Source organism: Paenibacillus ihuae, from assembly GCF_001368795.1.
GTDB classification, from domain to species: domain Bacteria; phylum Bacillota; class Bacilli; order Paenibacillales; family Paenibacillaceae; genus Paenibacillus_AQ; species Paenibacillus_AQ ihuae.
In genome coordinates, this window is the sequence record NZ_LN831198.1 from 824395 (window position 1) to 849191 (window position 24797).

15 protein-coding genes are annotated in these 24797 nt (G+C 47.0%); 14 read left to right on the top strand and 1 reads right to left on the bottom strand.

Annotated elements, in window-relative coordinates; translation table 11 throughout:
- The 7 genes from AQR02_RS33495 to AQR02_RS03770 form a co-directional block, all read left to right on the top strand.
- On the top strand, nt 1-316 hold a 316-nt coding region (locus tag AQR02_RS33495), incomplete at its 5' end, for a sigma-70 family RNA polymerase sigma factor (RefSeq protein WP_245237083.1).
- 287 nt (nt 317-603) lie between these two features.
- Complete coding sequence (locus tag AQR02_RS03745; RefSeq protein WP_054939450.1) at nt 604-1629, top strand: LacI family DNA-binding transcriptional regulator; 1026 nt, start codon at nt 604-606, stop codon at nt 1627-1629.
- Between the two features lie 170 nt (nt 1630-1799).
- Nucleotides 1800-3101, top strand: a complete 1302-nt coding sequence (locus tag AQR02_RS03750) for a sugar ABC transporter substrate-binding protein (RefSeq protein ID WP_054939451.1) — start codon at nt 1800-1802, stop codon at nt 3099-3101.
- An 89-nt stretch (nt 3102-3190) separates the two neighbouring features.
- Nucleotides 3191-4501 (top strand): carbohydrate ABC transporter permease, encoded by a 1311-nt coding sequence (locus AQR02_RS03755; protein ID WP_054939452.1) that lies wholly within the window; start codon nt 3191-3193, stop codon nt 4499-4501.
- Nucleotides 4498-5340: a sugar ABC transporter permease gene (locus AQR02_RS03760; protein WP_054939453.1), complete on the top strand. Its 843-nt coding sequence runs from the start codon at nt 4498-4500 to the stop codon at nt 5338-5340. The genes AQR02_RS03755 and AQR02_RS03760 overlap by 4 nt, the downstream gene beginning before the upstream one ends.
- Before the next feature lie 53 nt (nt 5341-5393).
- Complete coding sequence (locus AQR02_RS03765; protein WP_054941975.1) at nt 5394-7151, top strand: alpha-glycosidase; 1758 nt, start codon at nt 5394-5396, stop codon at nt 7149-7151.
- Between the two features lie 75 nt (nt 7152-7226).
- Nucleotides 7227-9644 carry a glycoside hydrolase family 31 protein gene (locus AQR02_RS03770; protein WP_054939454.1) on the top strand — a complete coding sequence of 806 codons (2418 nt, stop codon included), beginning with the start codon at nt 7227-7229 and terminating at the stop codon, nt 9642-9644.
- Nucleotides 9645-10142: 498 nt separating this feature from the next.
- Here the strand turns inward: AQR02_RS03770 and AQR02_RS03775 are convergent, their stop codons facing one another.
- On the bottom strand, nt 10143-11147 hold the full coding sequence (locus AQR02_RS03775; protein WP_054939455.1) for a LacI family DNA-binding transcriptional regulator: 1005 nt from the start codon (nt 11145-11147) through the stop codon (nt 10143-10145).
- 411 nt (nt 11148-11558) lie between these two features.
- On the opposite strand from AQR02_RS03775, the gene AQR02_RS03780 reads away from it, so the two are divergent.
- From AQR02_RS03780 to AQR02_RS33500, 7 genes are all read left to right on the top strand, one after another.
- Complete coding sequence (locus AQR02_RS03780; protein WP_054939456.1) at nt 11559-16670, top strand: glycoside hydrolase family 66 protein; 5112 nt, start codon at nt 11559-11561, stop codon at nt 16668-16670.
- Between the two features lie 120 nt (nt 16671-16790).
- Nucleotides 16791-18542 carry a sensor histidine kinase gene (locus AQR02_RS03785; RefSeq protein ID WP_054939457.1) on the top strand — a complete coding sequence of 584 codons (1752 nt, stop codon included), beginning with the start codon at nt 16791-16793 and terminating at the stop codon, nt 18540-18542.
- Between the two features lie 3 nt (nt 18543-18545).
- Nucleotides 18546-20156, top strand: a complete 1611-nt coding sequence (locus tag AQR02_RS03790) for a response regulator (RefSeq protein WP_054939458.1) — start codon at nt 18546-18548, stop codon at nt 20154-20156.
- Nucleotides 20157-20231: 75 nt separating this feature from the next.
- Nucleotides 20232-21161, top strand: a complete 930-nt coding sequence (locus AQR02_RS03795; protein WP_082451620.1) for an ABC transporter permease — start codon at nt 20232-20234, stop codon at nt 21159-21161.
- Nucleotides 21162-21173: 12 nt separating this feature from the next.
- Entirely contained in the window at nt 21174-22052 is an 879-nt protein-coding gene (locus tag AQR02_RS03800; protein ID WP_054939460.1) for a carbohydrate ABC transporter permease, read from the top strand.
- 80 nt (nt 22053-22132) lie between these two features.
- The gene (locus AQR02_RS03805) at nt 22133-23707 is read left to right on the top strand and encodes an ABC transporter substrate-binding protein (RefSeq protein ID WP_054939461.1); all 1575 of its coding nucleotides are present in this window, start codon (nt 22133-22135) and stop codon (nt 23705-23707) included.
- Between the two features lie 129 nt (nt 23708-23836).
- The coding region (locus AQR02_RS33500) for an alpha-glucosidase (RefSeq protein WP_245237085.1) at nt 23837-24797 on the top strand (961 nt) is incomplete at its 3' end.

Below are 24797 nucleotides of genomic sequence, written 5' to 3' on the forward strand. Positions count from 1 at the left end.
CCTGCATGATCCGATCGGGACGGACAAGGAAGGCAATGAGATCACACTGATCGATATCCTCGGCTCTGATGCTGATGATATTGTGAAGGAAGTCGATCTGAAAATTGAGAAGAGCAAGATTTACCGCAATTTGGACATCTTGGATGACCGTGAGAAGGAAGTTGTGGTTGGCCGCTTTGGCCTGGACACCGGCGGGGAAGAGAGGACGCAGCGGGAGATTGCGAAGAAACTGGGGATTTCGCGGAGCTATGTGTCCCGGATAGAGAAAAGGGCGCTCATGAAGCTGTATCATGAGTTTTATAAGGCGAAGCGGTAGAAAGACGAATTATTTTAGAAGCCCACAATACCAAAGGTTTTCATAGAGTAATTATGGGTCATACCAATTCAAAATCAGTTGAACCTTAAATAACCTGATTCCTCCCTGTGGTCATAGCTCGGATGGATCGGTTTTTTTCTTTGTTTTTATCAGCAAACATACGTTCCCTGACAAAGGGTAGAAGCATTGATTAGGTATACTGTGTAAAAAATACATTGACAAAATAATCCACAGGTGATTAAATCAGTTCATAGTGATGTAACGTTTAATCAAATTGAGGAGCCTTTATGAATAACAAAGTTTCAATTAAAGACATCGCCCGGATTGCCAACGTATCCGTTGCTACGGTGTCCAATGTTATTAATCAAACCGGCAGGGTATCTGCAAGCACCATCAACAAGGTGAACAAAGTCATTCAGGAACAGCAGTTTGTTCTCAGCGCTTCGGCCCGTAATCTAAAAAATAAAAATTCGCATCTTATTGCCGTAGTTGTTCCTTTTCTGGAGAAGGGAATTCTTCAGGACAATCCTTTTTATTGGGAGCTTGTGCGTGGAGTGGAGAATGGGGCGCGGCATCACGAAGTGCAGGTCATATTGCAGGGCATTAATGAGGACGAGGATTTTTCTTTTGTGAAACAGCGGCATCTTGACGGTCTTATTGTCGTCGGTGCCTATGGCGAATCTTCCGCCTATCAAAAAGTGCTGGAGATGGGTGTGCCGTGCGTGTTTCTGGACAGCTACTTGTCCAATCCTGGCTTATACCAAGTAAATTTGGATGATGAGGCGGGAGGATACTTAGGAACGAAGCATTTGATTGGATTAGGACATAAGACGATCGCCGTGCTGACAGGGAGGCTGGAGGAAGGCGGAGTTAACTATTACCGCTACCAGGGCTATTTGAGGGCATTACAGGAATGCGGCACTCCGGGCGATCCGGAGCTGGTGTTTGAGGAGTTTTCCTCCATTCAGGGCGGGTATCAGGCGGCCCAAAAGATTGGTAGCAGCAAAAGGAAAATCAGCGCAATATTCGCTTTTTCCGACGTTTCTGCCATGGGATTAATCAGGGGTCTATATGATATCGGTCTCTCTGTTCCCACCGACATGTCCGTTGTCGGCTTCGATGATATATTTTATACCCGGTATATGATTCCTTCGTTGACGACAATACAGCAGGACGTTTTGGGCAAAGCCCAAACAGCAGTTAACATGCTGCTCGATCAGATTAATGGAAGGGTATCCTCCACAAGAAACGTGACTATTCCGGTCAGTCTTACTGTTCGGCAAAGCACGATTCCTTATAGTAAAAAAATATAGTGTTCTCTTGCTATATTTTTTTATGATTAGATTAAACGATTAATCAATAAACAATGAAAGGAGGTAGTTTGCGAGGATAAGAGTCGAAATGAGTAAATATAGATTTACTCATTTGATTAACGCTTCATTTGAAAGCGTTTTATTAAACAATTGAAGGGTGGTTATTGTTTATGAAATTAGGGAAATTCAATATCCTGTTGATCGCCATTATATTTATGTTCGGTACGGTGGCATGTTCAGCCAAGCAAACGACAGAGAGCAATCCGCAGTCTGCAGAACAAGCCAACACAATTAACGAAACTACGGCAAACGCCGATGAACTGACACCGGAGCCCGGCGCCAAGCTACTTGTCTGGGACGGAAAAGACGGGCTTCCTTTCTTGACCGAAATCGCCAAACAATTCACTGAGCAATACAACATTCCGGTTGAGGTCCAGGAACAAGGAGCCCCGGAGCAGATGACCAAGATGAAGACCGACGGCCCAGCCGGGCTGGCATCAGATCTGCTGGTGCTTCCTCATGACAATTTGAGCGAAGCGGTAGCGGGCGGCTTTGTCCTTCCGAATGACTTCTTTGAAGAGGAGACCAAAGCGGAATTTCAGGAGACGGCGGTAAATGCCGTTACGAAAGACGGCATTCTTTACGGCTATCCCCGTAATATGGAGACCTATGCTTTGTTCTATAACAAAGAACTGGTCAAGGAGTCGGATTTAAATAGTTGGGACGACATTATCCGCTTCTCCAAGACATATAACGATGTGGGAACGAAGAAATACGGATTTATGATGCAGTTAAATAACTTTTACTTTGCGTACCCCTTCTTCTCGGGTTATGACGGATATGTTTTTGGCGACAACAATACCAATCCAGAGGATATCGGGCTGAACAATGCGGGAGCCGTTGAAGCAATGAAATACTTTCAGGCTATGCGCGAAATTTTGCCTATGGAAGCAGCCGATGCAACAGGCGATGTGAAAACTGCTTTGTTCCAGGAAGGGAAATTGGCTATTAATCTGGACGGCGTGTGGAATATCGGCAATTTCTCCAAACTCCCCTTTGAAGTCGGCATGGTACCGCTGCCGAAGTTCCCGAACGGCAAGGTGCCTAATACATTCGCTGGCGTCAAGGCTTATTATGTCAGCGCGTATTCCAAATATCCGAATGCGGCTAAATTATTCGCCAGATATGTGACAACAAAGGAAGCGCTGCTGAAGAATTTTGAAGTGACCGGCTTTATTCCCGCCCGCAAAGGCTTGGAGAACGAGGCAGCAATCAAAGACAACGCTATGGTCAGCGGGGCGATCCAGCAGTTTGAGCACTCCATCGCGATGCCGTCAATCTTTGAGATGCAGCAGGTATGGGCCCCAATGGCAAATGCGCTTGAGTTGATTTGGAAAGGCGAAGATTCGCAGAAAACACTGGACAATGCAGTAAAGAGTATCAAGGAAGGCATTGCAACTTTGCACCAATAAACTGCGACCTTGCCTGATTTATTGGCGTCATCCGTATCTCATGATAGGGATGACGCCGCCACTTTTTTGCTAACAGGAGATGAATAATAATGATCCAGCATCGAAAGCGGGCAATGATCTTATCGCTGCTCGGTATGGGGCTTGGACAACTGTACAACCGACAATTTGTAAAAGGAGTACTGTTATTCCTTTTGCACATTGCCGGAATCGGCTTGGCCTTTTCTTTACCCAGGGCTGTTTGGGGGTTAACTACTTTAGGGGAAAAATCCGACCACCTGGAAAAGGTAGGGAAGGTATATGTCAATGTCCGCGGCGACCACTCTATTTTTTTATTGATCGAGGGCATGATCGTCATTTTGGCCATGGCGATCGTAGCAAGCATTTATATTGCCAATGTGCGCGACGCCTACCTGATGGGCAAGAGGCGGGATCAGGGGGAGCAGGCGCCGCATTTTGTGGAAACTTTACTGTATCTTAAAGGGGCCAAATTCCCCCAGATGGTCATATTTATCCCCGTTTTACTCGTTGTTTTTTTTACATTGATGCCGATCCTGTTTATGATTTTGCTGGCCTTTACGAATTATTCGGCTCCGAATTTTCTACCACCAGCCAAATTGGTGAGTTGGATCGGACTGGAAGGCTTCAAAAATATCTTTACCATTAAAGCCTGGAATCAGACCTTTTTCGGAGTAGCGTTCTGGACGCTTATTTGGACGGTGTGCGCAACGTTGACAACATTTACGGGAGGATTTGTTGTGGCCCTGATGGTTCAGAAAAAAGGGATCCGCTTTAAAGGCTTTTGGCGCACCTTATTTATTATTCCGTATGCGATCCCTCAGTTCATTTCACTGCTCATTATGAGAAACATGTTTAACGGTGAGTTTGGCCCGATTAACCAATATCTCGGTTATTTTGGTCTGGGAGGTCTGCCCTGGTTAACGGACCCGTTCTGGGCCAAGTTCACGGTAATCGTCGTGAACATCTGGATTGGTTTTCCGATTACGATGCTGATGGTTATTGGGATTTTATCTACGATATCGAGGGACTTGTACGAAGCTGCTCAAATTGACGGGGCAAGTCCGTTTCAACAATTCAATGCAATCACACTGCCGACGGTCCTATTCTCGTTTGGCCCCCTGTTGGTGATGTCCTTTGCCGGCAATATTAACAATTTCAATTTGATCTATTTGTTGACGAACGGGAATCCGGCAAATCCGGCCTACCAATCCGCCGGCAGCACCGATATTCTTATCACCTGGCTATACAAGTTGACGATGGACAGCGGCAAATATAATTTTGCTTCCATTATAGGCATTTTCATATTTATCATTGTTTCATCCTTTGCAATCGCAAACATCCGAAGAACGAAGGCATTTAAGGAGGAGGATTTGCACAGATGACAAAATCGGACGCGAAGCTGAAATGGAGTTTGGGCAACTTCTTCTGTTATGTCGGGCTGGTTGTGATTGGCATCATATGTATTTATCCCGCTCTTTGGGTCGTAATGTCCTCCTTCAGACCGGGTAACGCCTTATACAGTGAGCATTTGATTCCATCAACGTTCACGCTTCAGCACTACAGGGATTTGTTCAATACGTATCCGTACGCGCAGTGGTTCATCAACACGTTCAAAGTATCTTTCTTCACGATGATCTTCAGCACATTCCTGGTTACAATCACCGGTTATGTCTTTTCCCGTTTCCGGTTCAAAGGCCGCAAAAATCTGATGCTGGGACTGCTCATCATCGGGATGTTTCCCGGATTTATGAGTATGATTGCAGTTTATATTTTGCTCATGCAACTGCAGTTGCTCAATACGCATCTATCCCTCATTCTGGTGTATTCGGCCGGAGCTCCGATGGGCTATTTGTACGTGAAAAGTTATTTTGACACGGTTCCGCAGAGTCTGGTCGATGCGGCCCGGATTGACGGAGCCGGCAATTTTACGGTGTTCCGGCGAATTATGCTACCGTTGTCCAAGCCAATGCTTGTTTTTATCGCCCTCACTTCTTTCAGTGGAGGTTTTGTCGATTTTATTTTTGCCAACATGGTATTAAGTACGCCGGAGAAACAGACGCTGGCTGTCGGACTGTTCAAAATTGTACAGGGGAAGTTCGCCACGGAATTTACGCTGTTCGCCGCCGGCTGCGTGCTGGTCGCGATCCCTTTGACCCTGTTGTTCATTTTATTGCAGCGGTATCTGGTTGAAGGGTTGATGGCAGGGTCTGAGAAGGGCTGATCTGTACTGGAAAAGTTAACATTTTAAATGTCGAAGGAGTTGTATGTTTGATTATGCTGCTTGAAGCGATTTATCACCGTCCCAATGATTGCTGGACTTATGGTTACGATGATCAAACGGTTCATTTACGTATCCGTACAAAGAGAGAGGATGTCCTAAAGGTGAATGTCCTGTTCGGAGATAAATGCAAACCCTGGGGCGACATGGCAACAGAGAGTATGAAGATCTTGGCGAGCGATGAGATGTATGACTACTGGCAGGCGGCGGTACGCCCTCCGTATGGCAGGCTTGCCTATGGGTTTATTTTGACAAAAGGGAATGATCAAATCTGGTATACCGAAAAAGGATTTCATTCCGATTCGCCTAAGGAGCATTTGGGATTGTTCGAGTTCCCCTATCTGCATCCAATCGATATTCACAAGCCGCCCGTTTGGGTAAAGGACGCCGTTTTTTATCAAATATTTCCGGATCGTTTCGCTAATGGAGATTGTAGTAATGATCCGCAAGGGACACAGGTGTGGGGCGGCCAACCGGAGTATTACAATTTTTTTGGCGGAGATTTGCAGGGGGTAATGGAACATCTGGATTATTTGACGGAGCTGGGCATTAACGTTATCTATTTTACGCCTCTATTTGAAGCGCCGTCGAACCATAAATACGATACAAGGGATTATTTGAAGATCGATCCTCACTTTGGGTCACTGGAGACGCTGAGATCTTTGGTGCAGGTCTGCCATGGGCAAGGGATTCGCGTTATTTTGGATGGTGTGTTCAATCATTGCGGGGTTACGTTTCCTTATTTCCAGGACGTTGTGGAGAAAGGGAAGGACTCGAAGTATTACGACTGGTTTCACATTAACGAGTGGCCTTTTCAAGTTACGGACGGCATCCCAACTTATAAGACGTTTGCTTTTGAACAAACCATGCCCAAATTAAATACGGCCCATCCGGAAGTTAGGGATTATTTCATCAACGTGGGACGCTATTGGATCGAAGAGGCGGACGTGGACGGTTGGCGCCTGGATGTGGCAAACGAAGCGGATCATACCTTTTGGCGGGCATTCCGTAAAGCGGTCAAAGAGTTGAAGCCTGACGCCTATATTCTGGGGGAAGTTTGGCATGATGGGATGAAATGGCTGCAAGGGGATCAATTCGACGGCGTGATGAACTATCCGGTGGCCCAGGCGATCCTCGATTTTATCGTTTTTGAGCATCATGATGCGTTTGAGTTCGCCGCAAAAATCGGCAGATATTTGGCGCGGTATCCGCAGCAGGTGAATGAGAGCTGCTTTATTCATTTGGATACTCACGATACGGTACGGTTGTTGACATTATGTGGTGATGACAAGCGGAAGATGAAGCTAGCCACCGCGTTTCAGTTTACTTTTGTTGGGGCGCCCAGCATTTATTACGGGAACGAAGTGGGACTTGCGGGTCAATTCGATCCCGACAATCGCAGATGCATGATCTGGGAATCCGAGAAGCAGGACAGGGAGCTGTTCTCTTTCTATCAAAAGCTCATCCTGATCCGTAAAGAACATCCTGCGCTGTCTTCAGGATCGTTCCGGACCTTGTGGGCCGAGAAAGGTTCTTCCCTGCTGGCGTATGAGCGCCATTACGGTGAAGATCATGTGGTTGTGATTATGAACGTGTCCCCGGTCCCGCTTGCCGCCGAATTTCCATTCCTCTCCGGCGAATGGTGCGATGCCATGAGCGGCGAAATGGAAACTCGACCAAGCGGTGAAAATCAAGGTGAATTGATACCTTATGAATTCCGAATTTTATATAAAAAATCTGTAACAAAACTATAGAAAAAATACGGAAAACTTTTGGGTTGGTAGGGCCGAAGACAAGTTGTATGGCTTTATCAAAGGGAGGACCTGCAAATGTTGAATAGTGGAGCGATAAGTCCCGTTAATATCGAAAACCACCAGATTCAGAAAGAGCTGTTCGGGATGGGGAGATTAACCGGGATATCACAGGAGGAGAACCTGCTGATCGTTCAAGGCGAACACGGCATTCTCGCGTTGAACAAAATGAGCGAAGGAATCATTCGCATCAAGCTGTTCCCGGAGCTGCTCACAAGCAGGGTCTTGGATATGACAGGTACTATTGCTGTTGTAAAAGAGGCTGAACATCATTTTCCGGAGATACAGGAGACAAAAGAGGCTTACTTGTGGGAAACAAAACATGTAATTCTCGAAATATCAAAATCCGACTGTAGCCTTCGGTTTATGGACAAAGCCGGTAATAAGGTTGTAAATAACAGTTTGCTGCTATGGGATGAAAAAATGGCCGTGTCCGGAACGTTCAATGTTTCCCCGGACACCCATTATTACGGACTTGGAGAAAAGACGGGTTTTCTGGACAAGCGGGGAGAACGCTATGAAATGTGGAATTCAGACGTATTTTCTCCGCATGTACCGGAGATTGAAGCGTTGTACCAGTCGATCCCCTTCCTGATTGTTCACGAGCCGCAAATGGCCTACGGCATTTATCTGGATAATCCCGGCAGAACGTTCTTTGATATGCGCAGCCAAAAGGATATCTACTCTATTCATACAGAGACAGGCTCTTTTGATTATTATTTTATTGCCGGTCCGCAAATCAAGGATGTTCTCAAGCGGTACACATCGTTGACCGGGCGAATGCAGCTTCCACCGCAATGGGCGCTGGGATACCATCAATCCCGCTACAGCTATTTGTCCCAGGATGAAGTGCTGCAATTGGCGCATACTTTTCGCGAGAAAGATATTCCCTGCGATGTGATCCATTTGGATATTCACCATATGAACGAGTACCGGGTCTTTACCTTTGATCCTGTCCGTTTTCCTGATCCGGCGGCGATGATCCAGGAACTGCGGGAACTGGGCATCCGAATCGTACCGATTGTTGATCCCGGGGTCAAAGTGGATTCCAATTATAAGATATACAATGAAGGGGTTGAAGGAGGGCACTTGTGCCTGAAGCCGGACGGTGAGCCCTTCGAAGGGCCGGTATGGCCAGGCCCTAGCGTCTTTCCCGATTTTACGGATGACAAAACCGGAGAATGGTGGGGAGGTTTGCATCGTTTTTACACGGAAGCGGGTATTGAGGGCATCTGGAACGATATGAATGAACCCGCCGTCTTTAGCCCGACGATGACGATGGATGAGGATACGATTCACAATAACAACGGAAGTCCGGTATCTCACGGCACCGTCCATAATTTGTATGGTCTGCTTATGTGTAAGGCAACCGCAGAAGGCTTGAAAAGAAATCTGGACGGACGGCGTTCGTTCGTACTGACCCGGGCAGGGTATGCCGGCATCCAACGGTACGCGGCGGTGTGGACTGGAGACAACCGCAGCTATTGGGAGCATATGGCCATGTCTATGCCTATGGTGCTTAATCTCGGTCTCTCCGGCGTTGCATTTGCCGGTCCTGATGTCGGGGGGTTTGCTTATCACGCAAGCGGTGAATTGCTGGCCCGCTGGATCCAAATGGGCGCGTTGTTTCCATTTTTTCGCAACCACAGCGAGCAGTCCAGCTTAAGACAGGAGCCGTGGTCCTTTGGGCCTGAGATCGAGGAAATCTGCCGTGATTATATCAAGCTGCGCTATCGGATGATGCCGCTGATCTACTCCCTTTTTCGGGAAGCTGCAGAAACAGGCATGCCTATTATTCGTCCATTGATTCTTGAGTATCCTTCCGATCCCGAGGCGTATAATCTTTGCGACCAGTTCCTGCTCGGCAGCGACCTTCTGGCAGCGCCCATATACAGGCCGGGTTCAACCTTCCGCGCCGTGTATCTACCGGAGGGTACATGGTATGACTATTGGACGGGGGAAGGAATGGAAGGCGGCGGTAGCATAGTTGCGCTGGCTCCATTGAATATCTTGCCTTTATATGTCAAAGGTGGAGCAATTGTGCCGCAGGTAGAGCCGGTTAGCTCCACATTAATGGAAGGCAACGGCAATCTCCGGCTTGATGTTTATTGTACGGGAAGCGCGAACAATATTTTTGAGCTTTACGATGATGACGGGGAATCCTATGCTTATGAGAAGGGTAAATACAATCTGTTCAAGCTGCATCTTCTGGAGAGTTCCGAAGCTGCAGAATTCTCTATTGACCCGGCTCATCTCGGGTATACCGGCAAATGGACGCAATGGACTGTACATTTCAAAAATTTGCAGATTACAGTGCGTTCGCAGATTGAAGGGTTGCCGGATGGAGGAACAGTTGAGACGGATGCAGGTGTTCTGACCTTGACATTCCCGCAGCCGAAGGATAATGTTCGGCTTAGAGTGATAATAAATAAGTAACCATTGATTATAGAGGACCGGGATTTTTTTCCACTCAATATCAGCGCTCGTTATTTATTAGCGTAATTTCCTTGATATAGTCTAGCAGCGCATGCACCTTCACAACCGATTTCGTATTATTGCCAGCGTGTTATTGAAGCACATGAATCACATATTCCTGGGATACCTCGATAAACTGCTCCGAGAATTACTGTAGGAACGAGACTTCAAATGTCTCGATCCTGCAGGTTGTTTGTGTTCTTTAATAAGAAATTCAAAAATCACTGTATTATCTGTAACGCTTTAAGGAGATATAGAATGAGCTGTACTGTGGTATACTCGATCTATAAGTGGAAAATGAGGTGTTTGTGTAATGATGAATCTTACGAAGGACCTTGCTAAATTGAGCGTGTATGCTGCAAGGTAGTACTGACAACAAAAAGTATATAAGAAGCGGCTCATCTCAGGATAAGCCGCTTCTTGTATAGCTATCAGATGCTGCTCTTATTCATTCAAAACTCAGGTAATGGCTCTAACCGTTTGTCTTTCTACAATGGAGTGGGCGCAGATTTGACTCTGGGCGATTTCCCCTGATTCAATCATATGAATCAGCTTCTCAGAAGCGATCATTCCAATGTCATGAAGCGGCTGCCGGACTGTAGTCAATGGCGGATTAACCATCCGGGCTAACCGGAGATCGTCGTATCCCATGATGGAGATGTCCTCGGGTACGTTCAGGCCATGCTGTATAGCGGTTGAAAGAGCACCAATTGCCATCTCGTCACTGGCGGCAAATACTGCGGTAACCTCAGGTACTTTCTGTAATATGGTCTTCATCGCTCTGCTGCCGCTCTCATACATGAAGTCTCCATATATGAGATAACTGCTGTTAAAAGCAATTCCGTGAGCTTCCAGCGCTTTGCGGTATCCTTCGATTCTTGGCGTCCCCGCAATGGGATCGCCCTTGGTTCCGCTAATCATGGCAATTCTGCGGTGACCTTTGGTGAGCAGATAATCAACTGCATCATAGGCAGCCTGAAAATCATCAATCTTAACATAAGGCACATTGGGGAAATCGGTCTGGGAAGAGATCAGGACCACCGGGACTCTCATGTCTTCCAGCAGGTCATAGTACTCTTTCTTAAGTGCTTCACTGGAGAAAAGAATCCCGTCTACCTGCTTCTCGCGCAGAAGCTGCAGATACTTTAGTGTGCGTTTACCGTCCTGATCGGTATTACAGACCACCACACTATAATTGTGGTTATGGACACATTCGTCGATTCCGTGGAGCAGATCGGAAGAGAAGGCACTCGACACATCAGGAAACAGTACACCGATGGTTTGGGTACGCTTGTTAATCAGTCCGCGGGCGATTGCATTCGGCTGATATTTCAGCTCTTTAATGGTCTGGTCCACCTTTTGCTTCGTTTTATCTGAATAGCCGCCCAGGTTATGCAGCACTCGCGAGACCGTGGCGATGGAAACATTCGCCTTCTGGGCAACGTCTTTAATCGTGGGATTCATCTAATCTCCTGCCTATCGGTTAGCGTTAAGGTGACATCGAAAACAAAGTAAACGTTTACGAAAAATATAAGTCTTAACCTTTATTTTGTCAATAATGGCCAAGTTATAGAAAAATAAATATTGACAAGGAAAAATAATCGGGATAATTTATAGTAAGCGTTTACGTATTGCGGATTTCAAGTAAATAGTGCTGAGATACTTGAAAATAGCAATAACTATTTTTCAGATAGGGAGGGGAATGTCTTAGTAAAAGATATTTTTTGTCCATTTGAGTAAACGTTTACGTTACCATTGACGTCCTCCCTGAAAAATGTACCTCCCTACAAGTTGTACCTCCCTAAAAGCCAACATTCGTGTCCAGTCTTGGCAGCATTGTGTATTCTCAAATTATGAGTATGAAGGAGCGGTCTTATGGTCAGGAAACAAGCAGTTCTATTTCTCTGTTTCGTGCTGTTGCTGGTTCAAACTTCTACAACAGGCTATGCCCGCAGTGGAGCGGCTCAGGCGGAGCCGACGGGTGAGGTGAATCCCAAAATACTAAAGATGGTGCCCTCAAAGGCCCGGTTCGCTCCGGGTGAGGCCGCAGAGCTGAACTTGACCCTGGATCAATCTGCCGATTGGAGCGGCAAGCTGCATTTGCAGATTTACCAGCTGAATACGCTGATTGCCGAAGGCAGCAAAGATCTGACGGTTCTGCAGGAAGGAAGCAACATGCTTACCGTGGGCTGGACACCTCCGGCTGAGAATTTCCGCGGCTATACAGCAAAAGCTTGGATCGAAGGCGCTGCACCAACGGATTATGTAACCGCAGCCATAGATGTATCGAGTGATTGGACGCATTTCCCGAGATACGGATATGTTGCGGATTTCCCGCAGGAAACGGCGGAAGAGAGTGACTCCAAGCTCAGAGAATTGTCGCAGGACTACTACATTAATGCCTACCAGTTCTATGACTGGATGTGGCGTCATGATGTTTCGGTTTATTCCAAAACAGATGAGAACGGACAACCGCTGACAGATGCGGACGGAAATTTTATCGATGAAGATATTAACACGGATACACATTATACGGATCTGCTGGGGCGTTCGCTGTATCCCTTGAGCGTTAAGCAGCAGGTAGAGGCTGCCCAGAAATACGGCTCTGCAGCCATGGCCTATCAAATGAATTATGCGGCGCGTGAGAACTATGAAGATTTCGGCGTGAGCCCGGAATGGGGACTCTATAACAGTGCTCAGCTTGACATAAATAATCCGCAGAAAGACCAAAACGGCTATACCTTTGATGTGAACGGGAAGACAACCTCCCTGTTCCTGCAAGATCCGGGCAACAAGTTCTGGCAGGATTATATTACCAGACAATTTGACCGTTCCATTAACACCTTTGGGTTCGACGGCATCCATCTGGACCAATGGGGGGCAAATGACAACAATTATCTGTATGACTATAACGGCAACAAGCGTTACTATTCTCTGGATTATGCCCAGCTGATTAACTCGGTTAAAGACTCTTTGCTTGTCAATAATCCCGATAAGAGCAAGGTTACCTTCAATATGGTGGGAGGCAATGCCGAATACAGCGCTGTACCCGACCCGGATACGAAAACCGATTTCGACTACAGTGAGATTTGGCAGGACCGCAACCATTACCGCGATATTCAGAAGGTTGTGGAAGATACCCGGGAGAAAGACGGCGGCAAAGCAATGGTTATCGCCGGCTATATGAACTATAAGGAGGCTACAGGTCTGCCGACCCGGGGTACGGAAGCGCTGGATGTTCCGGTAACGCTGGATTACCAGTCCCGGATTGCCAAAGCTTACGGCTGGGTAGGCAATTTTGGACGCAAAGATACGGATGCGGTGACGTTTACGGTTAATGCACCTGCAGACGGACTGTATACGCTTGTTCTGAATTACGGGCAGGGCAATGGCTCAGGTTCTCCGGAAGGCAAGCTGACTGTTAACAATGAAATTGCTGCGGCAGCCATTCCCTTTGAAGCTAATACAGGTTGGGGAAATCCGACTGCACAAGCTACGGTGGCAGCAACGCTGAAGAGGGGCGAAAATTCAGTTAAACTGACGCTGAACACCAATAACCTTTGGCTTAATCTCGCAAGCCTGGAGGTGCAGGGCCAAGGGATTAAAGAACGTTACGAGGCGGTAGATGCCCAGCTGGATACTGTGATTGTGGATCAATACAGCCATGTATATTATTTTGATACCGCAGGTGATTACGTGAAGTTCCAGGTGAACGTTCCTGCTGAAGGGGATTATCCGCTTGGATTCAGCTATGCTTCGGATTGGCAGGATGTGAGACGTGAGCTGTTTGTTAATAATGTGCCTCAGGGAGAATTGACGTTTGCCGGTATGGGAACATGGGATAAATTCTCCGAACTGAACAATCTGCAGACTGTTCATCTGGAGGAAGGCGATAACACGATAACCCTGAAGGCCTCAACAAATGATCTGGGTATCAAGCTCCAATATATGACTGCCGGCACACAGAGATACTACGCGATGTATGCGGATATTCCGCAAACCAACAGCATGAATTACAGTGAGAGTAAGACGGATAATTTCGGACAAGCCGGGCAGACGGTCACCTATAATGTATATGCAGACCATCCGCTGGACTCGATTACGGTCCTGTATCATGGAGATAATGATCCTGTAATGTCGGTACTGGTGGACGGGGAACCGGCTCCGCAGGCTCAGAATATCACGTTCCCCAAAACAGCCGGCGGCTGGAGCGGCACCATGCAGCCCCTTGAATTGTCAGTCCCTCTCCAGGAGGGGTACCATAAGGTTACGCTGAAGATGGAATCAAGCGGACAATATACCAATGTTGGCGGGATTATTGCCGGAGGGTACGAATACAGTACAGGCAGCGCTGAAGTGACAGGAGGGGTTGTTCCTTTAACCGGGTATGCCTTCGACTTCAATAATGTCAATGACCGTGTAGCGTTCACAGTGAATATAGGGCAGTCTGGCCTCTATGATCTCGGCTGGATTTATCAAAATGATGCCCAGGGAGCAGTGACCGTTAGCCGCAGCGTTTATATTAACAATGGTGCAGGAATTCCAATAAGCTTTGCGCCAACTACTGGCTCCGGATGGGAAGAAGCGGCGGTGAACGGTATCCGGCTAGCAGAAGGTGATAACACCATTATTATTAAAATGCCGGAAGGCCAGGACAGCGGGATCAGGCTGGATAAGCTGAATGTTACCTTATCAGGTGCTCCGGACGCTGTAACCCGCAGCTATGAAGCTGAAAGTACAAACACGGAGTCACCGTTCTCACTCTATAAGGATACCGTGCTGAATTTTGGCGAAGTAGGCCAGCAGGTAACCTATCCGGTGAACATACCTCAATCGGGGGAGCAGAGTCTGATCTTTACTTATTCCAATCCGGGCGGCTTAACAACCCGTTCAGTTTATATTGACGGGGTGCGTGCCAAGGATGAACATGGCAAGGAGCTGAAGATCGGATTGGATGGCACTGAGAGCATTGAGAAGTACAGCGGAGACGGCTATGTGATTATTCCACACATGGAAGCGGGAATTCATACCGTTACCCTTCGTATGGAAGCGGACGATATTGCCGGAACGATCCGGCTCCGCGGGGTAACGGCCGGTTATTTCAACGAGCCGTCCGTACGGCTGATGGATGCCGGGCTGGCATCAATGGGGGCTACTCATATTGAACTGGGAACGGCTGAGCAGCAATCGGAAGGCCCGAACATGCTGGCCCATGAATACTATCCGAACCGCAGCAAAAAAATGCTGGCCTCCACTAAAGTAACCATGCAGGAATACTATAAATTTAATGCAGCCTATGAAAACCTGCTATTTGACAGCAAGGCCGATTCATCGGCAATGGTATCCGTCGAGGCCGATGGCAGCAAGCTGGCAATAAGCAAAGACGGAATGGACAATACACTTTGGGCAACCGTCCGGAAGAATGACGCAAATCCAGGCTTTGAACGGTATGACGTGCTGCATCTGATCAATTTACTTAACAATGACGGCAACTGGCGAAATGCAGCCAATGAGCCGGCGGTTCTTCACTCATTGAAAGTATCGTACGATATCGGGATTACAGAGAAAGAAGCACCGGATCTGAAAGTCTATGCTGCTACGCCTGACGCCGGGCATGGCCTGTCACAGGAGCTGGAGTATTCCTGGGATGGCGACAAGCTGCTGATTGAACTGCCTTCTCTGCAGTATTGGACAATGATTTATATCGACAAAGACCCGGAGACAGTAATGGTACAGCCTATTTTCAGCAGCGAAGAACCCGGTCTTCCAACCCAAGCACCGGTTGTAACAGCAGCTCCAACACCGGCAGCTACTGCTGCACCGGGATTATTGGGAAGCACTGCCGGGAACTCCGCTACGCCAACTCCGGCAGCAGCGAAAAGAGAGGCCCTTGTCTTGCAGGCTAAGGACTTAAGCGTGGCGGCCAATGGGAACATTTCAATCGCGGTCAATGAGGAGAAGTACAATCGGATGCTCATCCCGGTTTCCGCTGTAGAGGGATTGCAAGGAGAGAACCTGCTGCTTCAAGGAGATATGTTCACTCTGCATTTCATGCAGGACCATATCCTTCAGCTTCTTGAAGCGAACAAAGGGAAACTGACAGCTGATTCGAACATTCAGATTACATTTGACAAAATCGAGCCAAAGGATGCTTCTCTTCCGGACGGGAAGCCCTGGATTTCCGCTGGACCGGTGTATGAATTTGAATTCGGTGTGACGACGGCAAACGAAGGCGTATCCAGACTTGATTCTTTCAGAAGCCCAGTGCAGCTCACCTTAAAGCTTGACGATCTTGCTGGACAAGGGGAACTTAATGATTTACTGGGTATCTATTCTTTCCTGGAACCGCTCCGGAAGTGGGAGTATGTCAGCAGCAGAGCTGATTTAGCAGCGCAGCAAATCAGCGCGGACCTGTATCACTTCAGCCGTTATACCATATTCGCTTACGACAAATCATTTACTGATGTACCTGCGGAGCATTGGGCGTTCAAGGCCATTCATAAATTGACGGCGAAGCATGTGATTAGTGGTATGACAGAGAATACCTTCGTTCCCTTGGCGAAGATCACACGCGCACAGTTTGCAGCCTTATTGGTCAGAGCGCTACAGTTGAAGGCTGACCGTCCTGTACCGTTTAAGGATGTTGCTGCAGACAGCTGGTATGCGGAGGATATTGCTGCTGCTTATCAGGCAGGTTTGATTACTGGAAGAAGCGGTGAACGATTTGCGCCTAATGAACGGATAACCCGGCAGGAGATGGCTGTGATGCTGGCAGGGGCATTTATAAAGGCTGGCGGTACCGACCGGTCAGCGGAGTCCTCGTTTGCCTTCCGGGACAGCAATGAGATTTCAGCCTGGGCACAAGCAGCGGTTCAGATTGTACAATCTGCCGGTCTGATGAAAGGTTATGCCGATGGAGCCTTTGTGCCTGGAGCTAATGCTACCCGGGCAGAAGCGGCACAAGCCATAGCCTATTTGTTAAAATAGAGCAACAGAAGTTAACTCATGCTGTTTAAGGGTCACCAAGGTGGCCCTTTGAGTCAGCCTCCATTTAAAGGCCCCACTTTGTGGGGTTATTTTACTGTCAGGTCATAGGAAGGATGCATTATGAAGAACAAAAAAAATTCGCTGGGTGTAAGACTTGTTCAACTGTTTGCCGCTATAACGATTCCTCTGCTCACTGTACTTTTTGCAGGGGGATACTATGCCAAGCAAAATGTTCTGGATCAGGTATCCAGATCCTATCAAAACCTGGTTAGTTCCAATCTGCAAATGATGGAGAGCAGTCTCGGGGATATTACAATTAATCTGGTGGATATTGTTGATCATGATGAGAACTTTCTTGGGCTCACTTCCCAGGGGCTGACAGATTCCGAATACTTTTTCGCCCGGATGAGGCTTATGCAACGGAATCAAGCCTATCAGGCTTATTATCATAGCGTGGACATGTTCTATCTGTACTCCAGCGTCAACGATACACTGACATTATCCAATGTACTGGGATCAACAGAAAATTATATGGATGAAGTCCGGGCATCAATTACAGAGACGGTTCATAACACGGATCAATTAGAATCGCTTCGGTATAGATGGACCCTAGTTAAGATCGCAGGAGATTACTATCTGAACCGGATAGCAGGCAATGATCTGGGCAGTCCCGCCTATAATGGCGCACTTATCCGAATCGACTCCCTGCGTTCACCTCTGGGCAATCTAAACCTGCAATCCGGCGGGGATGTGCTAATTGTGGATAATGACGGGAATATCTTGACCAGTCCTTCAGAAACAATGGGATATAATTTCAAGCTGCCGCGTGAGGAGCTGAGCCGGAATGCTTCGTTTTCCTTTTCGCATGAAGGCGTTAAATTATTCGTTGTATCCAGCCAGTCAGCGACTCTGGGAATCAATCTTTCCGTGGTCATCCCGGCTTCAGAGCTGCTTCAAGGGTTGAATATCTTCCAGATGATTATTAATGTGCTTCCCTTTTTTATTTTGATCATCTTATTGGTCTACTTGTATTATTTTCGCCGTATGGTCATCCGTCCAATTCTGGATTTGCTTGGTGGAATTCACCGGATAAGAAAAGGTTCTATGGAGACCCAGCTTCCGTCTTCTAACCTGCTGGAGTTTCAAGCACTGAATCAGGCATTTAATTCTATGGTTGTTGAAATACAAGATTTAAAAATTGATGTCTATGAGGAACGGTTACATGTGCAAAAAGCAGAGATGAAACATCTGCAGATGCAAATTAATCCGCACTTTTTCCTGAATACGCTTAATATTGTTTTTCAGCTTGCCGATCTGCAGCGATATGAACTGGTGAAAAAGACGGTGCGCCATCTGGTACAGTATTTCCGCTTTATGCTTCAGGTGAAGGAGAATAGCATAACTTTGGGACAAGAAATGGAGCATCTCCGCAATTATCTTGAAATTCAAAAGATGCGTTATCAACAGTCCTTTGATTTTCAGATTACCGTAGCCGAAGAGCTTAGAAGCGCCGTAATACCTTCCTTGATCATACAGCCCTTTGTAGAAAACGCCATGCTTCATGGCATAAGTTTAAAAACAGAGACGTTCTGTCTGGATCTCTCGGCAGTCCGTTCTGAAGAAGTGAATGATACCATGATTGTTGAGATTTCAGACAACGGAAAAGGCAGCAGTCCCCAGAAACTGCATGAGTTAAATGCTTCTGACTACACGCCGGGAACTGAGGAAGGCCATATCGGGATCTGGAATGTGAAACAGAGGCTGGCTATGCGATATCAGGGGCGTGCCGGCATTCACTTCAACGGGAATGTGCAGTCCGGATTCCGGGTGCGCCTGATCCTGCCCATTGAATATACAGAAGGAGAACGATAAGGTATGCGATTATTGATTGTGGATGATGAACAATTTGCTGTAGAGGGCCTTCTCTACTGCTGTAACTGGAACGAGTCTGGAATTGATGAGGTTCTGACAGCTAATAGAGCAAACAGAGCCAGAGAAATAATAAAGGAAAAAAAGATTGATCTGCTGATATGCGATATTGAAATGCCCGATGAAGACGGGCTTTCGCTGGTTGGCTGGGTAAAAGAACACTCTCCCTGGACGGAAACCATCTTTTTGACCTGTCATTCCGAATTTTCCTATGCCAAAAGAGCAGTTAACCTCGGGAGCTTCGATTATCTGCTCAAGCCTGTTGATACAGCTGAACTGTTGTCTGCCGTATCGGGGATGATTGCAGCTGTCCGTGAGAAAGAAGAGTACGAGTCTTACAATAAAATGTACCATAAGTATCTTAATCTGTGGCAGCAAGAGAAGCCGAAGCGTGTGGAGCGTTTCTGGCAGGATTTGTTGTCGCGCAGCATTCTGTCTTTTGGAGATTTTTTCGAACGGGAGCTGACAGGCGCCAGCGTGGGGTTAGAGCCTGCTGATCTGGTGTTGCCCATCCTGATCAGTATTGAAAATTGGAGTAAACCCTTAAGCCCGCGAGATCAGGAGATTATGGAATATGCCGTCAAAAAAGCGGCGGCAGAATTCTTCACTGAGGAGTACCAGGGCGAGGCCGTTACGGATAAACACGGGGTTTTGTTCATTCTGCTGTATGCCAAAGGCGGGAAAGCCGGGAAGCCTGGTATTAAGCAGCTCAAAGCTACCGGACAGCATTTTATTAAGGCATGCCAGGATATGTTCTACAGCATAGTAACCTGCTATGTCGGCTCGTTCAAATCCCTTCAAGAGCTGCCGGGAATGTGCGAGAGCTTAAAGACAATGGAGCGTGACAACATTTCCCGGACACAATCGGTGCTCATATACATCCCTCAAGACCAAGTGCCGCTATCCTCAGAGTCGGAAGGTATAGAACTTGATGATTTAGTAGCTTATATGCTAACCGGAAAACGTGAGTCTGCTGTGCAATTTATCCATAACCTGACTGAAAAATTGCAGGCTGATCCATGCTTTCAGGGAAGACATTTGGACGCATTGCATCAGGATACGCTGCAGATTATATATCACTTCCTGCAGGTCAGAGGAATTAATGCAGGCAGTATAGCCAAGTTTACAGATTGGACAAGCGCCCGCATCCGGGGACTGCCTCAATACAGGCATTGGGCAGAAGGAATGGTATCTGCCGTTATGGAAGCGGAGTTCGAACGGCAGGAAAAAGGGGGCGTGATTGAGCGGTCCATCCGGTACATTCAGCACAATGTGGAAGAAGAGATATCGAGAGATATTGTCGCTGATTATGTGAGGTTGAATCCGGCTTATCTCTCCAGGCTATTCAAAAAAGAAACAGGCCAAAGTCTCATTGATTTCCTGATTTCAGTTAAGATGAACCGTACCCGCGAACTGCTGGACACTACGGATCTGCCGGTCAGCGCGATAGCGCAACAGGTAGGATACAGTAATTTTTCGCATTTTACCAAGATGTTCCGTAAGCAGTTTGATGTCAATCCCCAGGAATATCGTAAAGTCACAAAACGAATAGACTGAGGTTATAAAAACGGCAGAGCAGCTGCAGTCAACTTCTTATAATGAAGACATAACCCAATAAGAAGGTGTGGAATTATGGCTTCGGAAAAAGGATTGAAACGGAAAGGCTTTTGGAAGTACAGGGCCTTGATTGTTCTGGCACTGCCTGGTGTGCTGCTGATGTTAATCAATAATTATCTTCCCATGTTTGGGATTTTTCTGGCCTTTAAGGATCTGAATTATACGGACGGGATATGGGGGAGCAAATGGATCGGACTAGATAATTTCAAGTTTCTGTTTGCTTCAAACGACGCGTGGGTGATCATCAGAAATACGTTGCTGTATAACATCAGCTTTTTAGTAATCAATACCATATTGGCTGTGCTGCTGGCCCTTATGCTTAACGAGGTCAAAAATAAATTCGCTTCCAAGTTTTTTCAGAGTACAGTGATCCTGCCCAACTTTATATCCATGGTCATTGTCGGCTATATTGTCTACGGGTTTTTAAATCCGGAACTGGGGTTCGTCAATAAATTCATCCTGGAGCCCTTCGGGATCGATCCTAACAACTGGTATGCAGAAGCACAGCATTGGCCTTATATTTTGACTATTGTCAACACCTGGAAGGGTGTGGGGTATTCGGCAGTTGTTTACTTGGCAGCGATTGTCGGGATTGACTCCGAATATTATGAAGCTGCTGTCATTGACGGGGCAAGCCGCTGGAAGCAAATGACGAAAATTACGATTCCTTTGATTGCTCCGATCATTATCATCATGACTTTGCTTGCGATTGGCCGGATTTTTAACGCTGATTTCGGTCTATTTTATCAGGCGACAATGGCGTCCGGTATGATCAAAGAGACAACGGAAGTTATCGATACCTATGTATACAATGCGCTATTGGTCACCGGTGATACGGGACTTGCCTCCTCGGCAGGGCTTCTGCAATCCGTTGTCGGCTTCACACTTGTCGTGACTGTCAACCTGATTGTCCGTAAAGTCAGCAAAGAAAATGCCCTATTCTAAAAGGAGATCAATATGAATTCAAAAAGAACCAATCCCGTCATCATTATTGTTCTGGCCTTGTTTAGCTTGGCGTGCCTGATCCCGTTCTGGCTCGTGCTTATGATATCGCTCGCTGACGAAGACTGGGTAACCGTTCATGGATACAGCTTCTGGCCGGGCAAATTCAGCCTTGTCGCTTATCAGTATCTAATTGAAGATGCCGAGAAAATATTGAGGGCTTATGGTGTGTCTGCTCTGGTAACGATCATCGGTGTAGTTGTCAGCTTGTTTGTGACTTCGGCAATGGCCTATGCCTTATCAAGGAAAGAGTTTCCGCTCAGGGGGGCTCTGAGCTTCTACATTTTAATTACGATGCTGTTCTCGGGTGGCTTGCTGCCTTGGTATCTTGTATACACCCGCTTTTTACATGTTCAGGATACTTTAATGGCTTTAATCATTCCTGGCTTGATTGGCGGCTTCAACGTTATTATCATGCGGACCTTCTTTACGAACAGTATTCCGCCTTCTCTGATTGATTCGTCGCAGATTGATGGTGCAGGAGAATTCCGGACCTACTTCAGCATTATTTTGCCGCTGTCCCTTCCTGTCATGGCGACAATCGGGCTTTTTACCACCGTATCCTACTGGAATGACTGGTTTACAAGCCTCGTTTTCATCCAGAATGAGAAGCTGTTCTCTCTGCAGTATTTGTTGACCAAGACCTTAATGAACGCTTCGTTCCTGCAGACGATCGCCAATAAGGCCTATAGCTCCACCGCCCAGGTTACGACACCGCTTGAATCTATCCGTATGGCCATGGCAATGATTGCGATCGGTCCCCTGGTGCTGGTGTTCCCGTTCCTGCAGAAGTATTTTGTAAAGGGTCTTACCGTAGGCGCTGTGAAAGGCTGATCCCGGCAGTGCCGGATTAGTATATGCTAACAATTGTTTCAAAGGAAAAAATAGAAGAATTCCAGGGAGGTCTACTATTTATGAATTGGTTAAAAAAGAGTTCTGCTGTGCTGGCCGCACTGATGCTGACTTCAGTCGTAGCAGCCGGTTGCGGCGGAAATAACACAGCAAATTCACCAGCGGGTTCAGCTGAGCCGGAGGGGGCAGCCAGCACAGGGCTCAAGCCTTACGAGGTTGTGATGGTCTTTCCCGATGCGCCTCAAAAAGATAATCAGCTGGTTCAGGATGCGATGAATGATTATCTGAAGCAGACTTATCCGGAATTGAATATGACGGTCAAGCTGAATCCCATTGATTGGGGGGCTTGGCGCGATAAAACGAATCTGATGATGGCTTCCGGTGATAAAATGGACCTGCTGTTTACGGCGGATTGGCTTGGCTTCCAGCAACAGGTTACCAAAGGGGGGCTGCTGCCGCTTGATGATTTGCTGGCCAAGTACGGTCCTGATATCGAAGCTGTAGAGAAGGATTATCACGAGCCGGCCAAACGCGATGGCAAGCTGTACGGTATTCATACCCACCAGGAGCTGGGCGGCACACAAGGTGTTTACTTGAACAAAGAGCTTGTGGACAAATACAACTTTGATCTGACTGCACTGAAGTCCGGTAAAGTCGAGGATCTGGAGCCTATGCTCCAAACCATAAAGGAAAACGAACCGGGGATTACGCCTTTGGTGGCACCAAGCTTTCCGCTTGAAGCTTACTATTCATCCACGAATCTGGACTCTATTGTAAGTATCGCTGCTATTAACACCGTAGGGACAGCGGCTGATGATTATACAGTCATCAATTCATTCACTACTCCCCGGTATATGGAGCTTGCCAAGCTGACCAACAAATGGTACAAGGCGGGGTATATTAACAAGGATGCACTGACCCCCGGTTTAGATGCCTGGAAGAAAATGCAGGCCGGTAAAGGGTTTGCGTTTGTAGGTGATATGGACATTCTGGCTGATATGGAGATTGGTAAAGCTGCTATCTCACCGAATGGTTCGATCAAGGCAGGGCGTGAAATGCTGCAGATTCCTCTTAATATTGACCGTCTGCAGACCGGAAAGATGACAGCAACCATGTATGCGATTTCGAAAAGTTCAGAAGATCCTGAACGTGCTATGATGCTGCTTAACCTCTTCTATAAAGACAAGGAATTGCTGACCCTCTTTAACTTCGGAATTGAAGGGAAGCATTATGTGCTGCAAGATGGTCAGATTGCATTGCCGGAAGGTCAAACAACAGACGGAGTCGGTTATTATCATGATATTATGTGGCAAATCGGCAATCAGATGCTTAACTACACCCGTGTAGGAGAAGACCCGGATAAATACCAGAACTATGAAAAATTCAATGAACAAATTTCTTCGAACCCATCCCGGATTTTCGGATTTGTCTTTGATCCGGAGCCGGTGAAAAATGAACTGATCTCAATCGACAATGCCAACAAAACCTTTGTGGACGGGCTGAAGTCCGGTCAATTGGATCCGGAAGAGGTTGTCCCTAAAATGCTGGAGAAACAAAAGGCAGCAGGAGCCGACAAGGTGATTGCAGAAGCACAAAAACAGCTTGATGCCTGGCTTAAAGAAAACGGCAAGAAATAGGCGGTGCTCCATTACTAAATTTATTTGTTAAACGAATCTGTCTGACAAAGGGGCATAATCCTTCGGTTATGTCTCTTTTCATTTTTGGTCTATAGTTATAGATAAATAGAACATATAGGAGTGATTGCATTGAGTAATACGAAATGGTGGCAGACAGCGGTTATCTACCAGATTTACCCCAGAAGTTTTCAGGATAGCGACGGGGATGGGATCGGCGATCTTCAGGGAATTATCAACAGATTAGACTATCTTGGGCAGCTTGGTATTACCGCGATCTGGCTTAGTCCCGTTTATAAGTCGCCAAATGATGATAACGGCTATGACATCAGTGATTATCAGGATATTATGAGCGAATTCGGAACAATGGAGGATATGGATGAATTAATAGAACAAGCAGGGCACCGCAACATCCGGATTATTATGGATCTGGTTGTCAATCATACTTCGGATGAGCATCCATGGTTCATTGAAGCCCGCAAGGGAAAAGACAATCCATACCGGGACTACTATATCTGGCGTGATCCGGTGAACGGCGGAGTTCCCAATTCTCTGCGTTCAACATTCAGCGGTTCGGCCTGGGAGATGGATGAAACGAGCGGCCAGTACTTTCTGCACTTGTTCAGCCGCAGACAGCCGGACCTGAACTGGGAGAACAGCAAAGTCCGGCAAGAGGTATGGGACATGATGAATTTCTGGCTGGATAAAGGGGTCGGAGGATTCCGTATGGATGTGATTGATCTGGTCGGTAAAATACCGGATCAGGAGATTACAGGAAATGGGCCGAAGCTGCATGAATATCTTCAGGAAATGAACCGGGAGACATTTGGCAAGCATGATGTTCTGACCGTGGGGGAGACTTGGGGGGCGACACCGGAAGCGGCTAAACTGTATTCTAATCCGGACCGGAACGAGCTTTCAATGGTATTCCAGTTTGAACATATCGGTCTGGATCAGCAGGAAGGCGGAGAAAAGTGGGATTTGAAGCCGCTTGCTGTAAGTGAATTAAAACAGGTGCTGGCGAAATGGCAGACGGAGCTGGGGAATGAAGGCTGGAACAGCCTGTTCTGGAACAATCATGACTTGCCGAGAA

Excerpts from the sequence above, each read along its gene's own strand:
- AQR02_RS03745 (WP_054939450.1), top strand. The coding sequence starts at position 604 with ATGAATAACAAAGTTTCAATTAAAGACATCGCCCGGATTGCCAACGTA.
- AQR02_RS03750 (WP_054939451.1), top strand. The coding sequence starts at position 1,800 with ATGAAATTAGGGAAATTCAATATCCTGTTGATCGCCATTATATTTATG.
- AQR02_RS03755 (WP_054939452.1), top strand. The coding sequence starts at position 3,191 with ATGATCCAGCATCGAAAGCGGGCAATGATCTTATCGCTGCTCGGTATG.
- AQR02_RS03760 (WP_054939453.1), top strand. The coding sequence starts at position 4,498 with ATGACAAAATCGGACGCGAAGCTGAAATGGAGTTTGGGCAACTTCTTC.
- AQR02_RS03765 (WP_054941975.1), top strand. The coding sequence starts at position 5,394 with ATGCTGCTTGAAGCGATTTATCACCGTCCCAATGATTGCTGGACTTAT.
- AQR02_RS03770 (WP_054939454.1), top strand. The coding sequence starts at position 7,227 with ATGTTGAATAGTGGAGCGATAAGTCCCGTTAATATCGAAAACCACCAG.
- AQR02_RS03775 (WP_054939455.1), bottom strand. The coding sequence starts at position 11,147 with ATGAATCCCACGATTAAAGACGTTGCCCAGAAGGCGAATGTTTCCATC.
- AQR02_RS03780 (WP_054939456.1), top strand. The coding sequence starts at position 11,559 with ATGGTCAGGAAACAAGCAGTTCTATTTCTCTGTTTCGTGCTGTTGCTG.
- AQR02_RS03785 (WP_054939457.1), top strand. The coding sequence starts at position 16,791 with ATGAAGAACAAAAAAAATTCGCTGGGTGTAAGACTTGTTCAACTGTTT.
- AQR02_RS03790 (WP_054939458.1), top strand. The coding sequence starts at position 18,546 with ATGCGATTATTGATTGTGGATGATGAACAATTTGCTGTAGAGGGCCTT.
- AQR02_RS03795 (WP_082451620.1), top strand. The coding sequence starts at position 20,232 with ATGGCTTCGGAAAAAGGATTGAAACGGAAAGGCTTTTGGAAGTACAGG.
- AQR02_RS03800 (WP_054939460.1), top strand. The coding sequence starts at position 21,174 with ATGAATTCAAAAAGAACCAATCCCGTCATCATTATTGTTCTGGCCTTG.
- AQR02_RS03805 (WP_054939461.1), top strand. The coding sequence starts at position 22,133 with ATGAATTGGTTAAAAAAGAGTTCTGCTGTGCTGGCCGCACTGATGCTG.